Here is a 5,319-nt window from a genome sequence, read left to right as displayed (position 1 = left end):
GGACCTCCACCCCACACCCGCACCCCCCCCTCTTCCTTGTTTTCCCCCCCCCCCCCCCCCCCCCCCCCCCCCCCCCCCCCCCCCCCCCCCACCGCCGCGTTCGGTCGGCCGTCGGCGGTTCAGGGCACGATGACGTCGGTGGTCCAGTCGGTGGCGTCCGGGCCGAGGGCCTCGGTGTGGGCGAGCATCCAGGGGAGGCCGCCGAGCTGCTCCAGGGAGGGCGGATCGCCGGCTCCGGTGCCGATGGAGATCTCCACCCCGTTCTGGACGGACTCCAAGGGCGGGTGCGGGTCGGTGTAGGGCGAGCCGTCCGTGCTGGTGTAGACCGGGCGCGGCCCGATCGGCCGCAGGGTGACCGAGACGTTCTTCCCCTCGACCTTGAACATCAGCCACAGGCTCCAGGCGCCGACGCCGTCCGTGTCCGGCCGCCAGAGCGAGATGTCGGTGGCCTTGAACGTCTCGGGCAGGCCGGTGAACCGCACCGGCAGGGGGACGTCCCAGTGGCCGTACCGAACATCGGCCGCGACCCTGAGCAGAACCTCCTGGGAGAGGTTTTCGAGGCGGCCGCCACCGTTTCCGCTGATCTCCGCCCACCGGCCGTCGGGGGTCAGCCAGCGCAGCGTCGGGGCGGCCATGCCGCCCGAGTCGACCAGCCAGTAGGCCGGCCGCCCGTTGACCGGCGGGGCGTCCTGCCTGGTCAGGGCCGAGCCCCCGGGGCCCTTCCCCACCGGCGGTTCGGCGCCCGCCGGGTACTGGGAGAGCAGGATGCGCGCGGCGTTCTCGCCCGCGCCTCGGGCCTGGGCGTAGATGCCGTGGTAGCCGGTCTCGTAGCCGATGTGCTGCTCGCCGCCCACCCAGTCGGGGAGCCAGCCGAAGTGGACCTCGGTGGTCAGCGGGTCGATGCCGCTCACGGTCGGGGTCGGGGTCGGGGTCGGGGTCGGCGTCGGGATCGGGGAGGTCGAGGTGGTCGGGGTGGGCCCCGCCGGCGGTGCCGGGGTGACGGTGCTGCTTCCCGGGGCCAGCAGCGCGGTGGTCGCCACCACCGCCACCGTCACGGCGGCGACGGCGCCGATCGCGGCGCGATTGCGACGGCGCAGCCGGGCGGTGCCCTCGGCGATCGAGCGGTCGGCGTCGAACCGCGCAGGTGGCGCCGACTCGTCGGCGAGGGCCGTCAGCCGGGCGGTGAGGTCGTGGTGATCCTTGCTGGTCATGGCGTCCTCTCTGCGACGGTGGGGCGGGCGGCGAGCCTGCCGCGGAGGGTGTCCAGGGCCCGGGAGCTCTGGCTCTTGACGTTGCCCGACGAGCAGCCCATGGCGTCGGCGGCCTGGTCGATCGTCAGGTCGCAGTAGTACCGGAGCACCACGGCGGCCCGTTGGCGGGCCGGCAGCGTCGCCAGGGCGTGGCGCAGGTCCAGCGAGGCGTCGAGGTCGACGGGCACGGACTCGGTGTCGAGGGCGGTGCCCGGCCGGCTGGTCCGTCGCCACCAGGAGGTGCGCTGCTCGGCCAGGAAGGTGTTGACCAGCACCCTGCGGGCGTAACCGTCCAGGTTCTCCATGCGGCCTGCCCGCGACCAGTTCACGTACAGCTTGGTGATGGTCTCCTGGACCAGGTCGTCCGCGCGGTGCCAGTCCCCGCACAGCAGATAGGCGACCTTGCGCAGCCAGCCGCTCCTGGAAGTCACGTACTCCGTGAACTCCTCGTCGCGTGCCTGCTTCGCCATCTGCGCCCCCCTTCTCCCGCGTACCGTCGGCGCTCGTGCGCGCCGTCCACCCCCCTAATGCGGGCACCCGCCCCGAACGTTGCATGCGAAGTGCGCACGTAGGCTTTCGGGCATGCCCAACGGCCGGTACTCGCTCCATACAGCCATGACTCCTCTGGGTCACGACCGCGTGCTGCTCGGGGAGGAGCGCTTCAGCTGCGCCCCCGGGGCGGCCGGCTGGCGGTACGTCTCCAAGACCTACGCGCCGGACGGGCGGGTGATCGGCAGCGTCGACCTCACCCTGGACTCGCGGGCCCGCCCGCTGCGGATGGAGCTGCGGGCCGGTGGCTGGCAGGTGCGCGGCGGCGCGGTGGACGGCGTCGCCTGGGTCCGGACGGACGCGGCGGACCCGGGCGGCGAGCACAGCGTGGAGGGGCACGACCGGGCGCACGGGTTCACCGGCGGCTCGCCGGCCTTCCTGGTCGCCACCGCCCGGCTGCTGCGGCTGCGGGAGGGGGCGAGTGCACGGGTGCGGCTGGTCGCGTTCACCGAACCGGTGCTGGCGCCGCGCACCTTCGACCAGGGGTGGCTGCTGGAGGGGGTCGACACGCACCAGACCGACTCCGGGCCGCTGCTGGTCGAGCGGTACCAGGTCGCGGACCTGGAGACCGGCGAGCAGCAGGTCGTGCACCTCGCGGGGGACGTGGTGCTGGCGGCCGACGGGATCGAACTGGAGGAGCTGGCGTCGCCGCCGAACGCCTGGCCGGCGCAGTTCGGGGAGTAGGTCCGGGCTGAGTGGGTCGGGCGGCGGGCCCGACGGCGCGGTGGGCCTAGGCGGGCGGCGCGAAGCCGGTGCCGGGGGCCGGTGTCGAGGCTGGGGCCGGTGTCGGGGACGGCTGGTCGGCGGTGGGCGGGGCGGGCTTCTCGAAGGAGGGGGCGGCCGGGGCCACGGGCGTCGTCGGGGTCGTTGCCGCGGTCGTCGTCGGGACGCCGAGGACGCGCAGCGGCCCGCCGTCCGTGGTGGGCGGCTGGGGCGAGGGAGCCGGCCACGCGGCGGGTGCGGGGGCCGCGGTCCGCTGCCGCTGCCACTGGGCCTGGGCCCGCGTCCACTCCCGGCGCTGGCGCTCGGTGAGCACCGCGCCCAGGTATGCCGCCGGGTGCAGCCCCTGCGCCACCGGATGACCGGTCCGGGCGGCCAGGTCGCCGGCCAGCCGGGTGGACATCTGGAGCGCCACCGTGGGGTCCAACTGGCCTATGCGGCCAAGCAGTTGGCGAATCGCCAGCCAGAGTGGCTCCGGCACGGCGGACAGGTCCATCGCGACCAGCTCCCGGCCCATCGTCTGGAGCAGGTGCGGGTGCACGGGCGGCAGCGGCGGCGTCCCCCCGCCCGGGGTGCGCTCGCGGACGACCACCGTCCCGGCGAAGATGTCGCCCAGCCGCTTGCCGTCCACGTTCACGGCCGAGGTGATCACCGCCGGCACGCCGGTCATGGCGACCAACTCCATGAAGCCGACCAGCCCGCGCACCAGCGAGTGCCGGAACCGCACCGGGCCGCCGTCGGTGCGCACCACCCGCAGGCCGAGCGCGGCCTTGCCGAGCGAGCGCCCGTGGGTGAAGGTCTCGACCATCACCGGCACGGCCACCAGGAAGAACACCAGCAGCCCGATCAGGGTGGCCGCCAGCGCCGCACCGTCCAGTCCGATCAGGGCGACGCTCAGGGTGAGCGAGACCAGGAACAGGGCGGCGAACTCCACGAGCAGGTCCAGCGTGATCGCCAGCGCCCGGCTGGGAAGCTTCGCCGTCTGCAGGTCGAGGACGACCGCCTCACCCGTCACCAGGTCGCTCAAGACACCTGTCCGTTCACGTTCGTGGAGCCGTACAGCTCACTCATGGAGGCCGCCGAGGGCGGCACGGACGAGGGGAGGGGCGTCATCCGGACCGGCCCCCACGACCTGCTCTCCGCAGTCTGATCCGCAGCCGCAAACATACGGCGCCCGGTGGTCGCACGGGAAGTGAGATCCCGGCGGTCGGGGGGCCCACCGCTGCTGGCATGCTGGGCCGCGCGTATCCGTACGTACCCGCCCGTCCACCCGCCCGCGACCGGGCCCCCTCGCGCCCACCGCCGACCATGGAGCCGCCGAATGGACCTGGACGTCTTCGTCGCCACCCACCAGGGGGAGTGGGCACGGCTGGACGCCCTCGCCCGACGGCGCCGGCTCAGCGGAGAGGAGGCCGACGAACTGGTCACCCTGTACCAGCGCGCCACCGGCCACCTGGCCAAGGTCCAGGCCGCCGCACCGGACCCTGCCCTGCTCAGCCGGCTGACCGGCCTGGTCTCGCGGGCCCGCAGCGCGGTGACCGGATCGCGCAGCAGCGGATGGCACGACGTCGCCCGGTACTACACGGTGAGCTTCCCGGCCGCGCTGTACCGCGCGCGCCGCTGGTGGGTGCCGGTCGCGGTCGTCTCGCTGCTGGCCACCGCGGTGCTCGCCTGGTGGATGGCCACCCACCCCGAGGTCCGCAACAGCCTGGTCGCCCCGGATCACCTGCGGGAGATGACCCGCCCGGGCGGGCAGTACGAGTCGTACTACTCGGACCGCCCGGCGAGTTCGTTCGCCGCGCAGGTCTGGACGAACAACGCCTGGATCGCCGTGCAGTGCCTGCTGTTCGGGATCGCGCTGGGTCTCCCGGTGCTCTGGGTGATGTGGACCAACGTGGTCAACCTCGGTGTCGGCGTCGGGCTGATGGCCTCCGCCGGGCGACTCGACGTCTTCCTCGGCCTGCTCATCCCGCACGGCCTGCTGGAGCTGACCGCGGTGTTCGTGGCCGGCGGCCTCGGTCTGCGCCTCGGCTGGACGGTCATCGACCCCGGCCCGCGCACCCGTGGAACGGCCCTGGCCGAACAGGGCCGCTCCATCATCGGCATGTCCATCGGCCTTGCCACGGTGCTGGCCGTTTCCGGTGTGCTCGAAGCGTTCGTCACCCCTTCCGGGCTGCCCACCTGGGCACGCATCTCGATCGGAGTGCTGGCCGAGGCGGCATTCCTTCTCTACGCGCTGGTGTGGGGCCGAAAGGCCGCCGAGGCCGGCGAAGTCGGTGATCTGGACGCGGCCGATCGGGCGGATCTGCAACCCGTCGCGGCCTGAGGCGAGGTGATCGACATGCCTCTGACCTGGTAGTCTTCTCGCATCCCGACCAAACCATTGACGTGGTGAGGGTGGGCTAGTAGGTTTGAACGGTTGGGACAGACTGGACAACGGTCAGTCCCGGGCGTTAGTGTCTACGACACCGCCAAATCGAGGTGAGCGCGTTTTATGAATGCGCGTCCTTCGACGAAGCAAAATTCCGCGAACTGAGCACATCGAAAGCTTTGATAAGCTTCGGAGCGAAGTTCGAAGGAAATCCCGCCAGCGGGAATTCGGAGAAACGAAGCCGGTAAGAACGGCCGCGAGGATCTGATAAGCTGGAAACACGAAAGAACGAAGCGCCCGGAGGGCCCGCTGGAAGGCGGTCCGAAGGAAGTGCCCGTTCCTTGAGAACTCAACAGCGTGCCAAAAGTCAACGCCAGATATGTTGACATCCCCGGCCTCGATCGTTTGATCGGGGTTGGAGATTCCTTT

At 72.2% G+C, this 5,319-nt stretch carries 5 protein-coding genes; 2 read left to right on the top strand and 3 right to left on the bottom strand.

The genetic code is table 11. The annotated features are described in order from the left end of the window. Positions 1–119: 119 nt before the first annotated feature. Complete coding sequence (locus AC07AL_RS33330; protein ID WP_478319235.1) at positions 120–1,211, bottom strand: hypothetical protein; 1,092 nt, start codon at positions 1,209–1,211, stop codon at positions 120–122. Next, on the bottom strand, positions 1,208–1,720 hold the full coding sequence (locus AC07AL_RS33325) for a SigE family RNA polymerase sigma factor (protein ID WP_478319234.1): 513 nt from the start codon (positions 1,718–1,720) through the stop codon (positions 1,208–1,210). Before AC07AL_RS33325 ends, AC07AL_RS33330 begins: the two co-directional genes overlap by 4 nt. 112 nt (positions 1,721–1,832) lie before the next feature. Here AC07AL_RS33325 and AC07AL_RS33320 point away from each other — a divergent pair, with 112 nt between their 5' ends. Further along, a complete protein-coding gene (locus AC07AL_RS33320) occupies positions 1,833–2,483 on the top strand; it encodes a hypothetical protein (RefSeq protein ID WP_350886472.1) in 651 nt (216 codons plus the stop codon). Positions 2,484–2,529: 46 nt separating this feature from the next. On the opposite strand, the gene AC07AL_RS33315 is transcribed toward AC07AL_RS33320, so the two are convergent. Then, complete coding sequence (locus tag AC07AL_RS33315) at positions 2,530–3,546, bottom strand: RDD family protein (protein ID WP_478319233.1); 1,017 nt, start codon at positions 3,544–3,546, stop codon at positions 2,530–2,532. A 294-nt stretch (positions 3,547–3,840) separates the two neighbouring features. Between AC07AL_RS33315 and AC07AL_RS33310 the strand changes: the two genes are divergently transcribed. Next, complete coding sequence (locus AC07AL_RS33310; protein WP_063349146.1) at positions 3,841–4,845, top strand: stage II sporulation protein M; 1,005 nt, start codon at positions 3,841–3,843, stop codon at positions 4,843–4,845. The last annotated feature ends 474 nt before the right edge of the window (positions 4,846–5,319 follow it).

Source organism: Kitasatospora sp. NPDC043949, from assembly GCF_056435365.1.
Note: the sequence above shows the minus strand (reverse complement) of the source record. Positions and strands in the feature narration are given on the sequence as shown.

Bases quoted from the DNA above. Each gene is read 5' to 3' on its own strand.
- AC07AL_RS33330 (WP_478319235.1), bottom strand. From the start codon at position 1,211: ATGACCAGCAAGGATCACCACGACCTCACCGCCCGGCTGACGGCCCTC.
- AC07AL_RS33325 (WP_478319234.1), bottom strand. From the start codon at position 1,720: ATGGCGAAGCAGGCACGCGACGAGGAGTTCACGGAGTACGTGACTTCC.
- AC07AL_RS33320 (WP_350886472.1), top strand. From the start codon at position 1,833: ATGCCCAACGGCCGGTACTCGCTCCATACAGCCATGACTCCTCTGGGT.
- AC07AL_RS33310 (WP_063349146.1), top strand. From the start codon at position 3,841: ATGGACCTGGACGTCTTCGTCGCCACCCACCAGGGGGAGTGGGCACGG.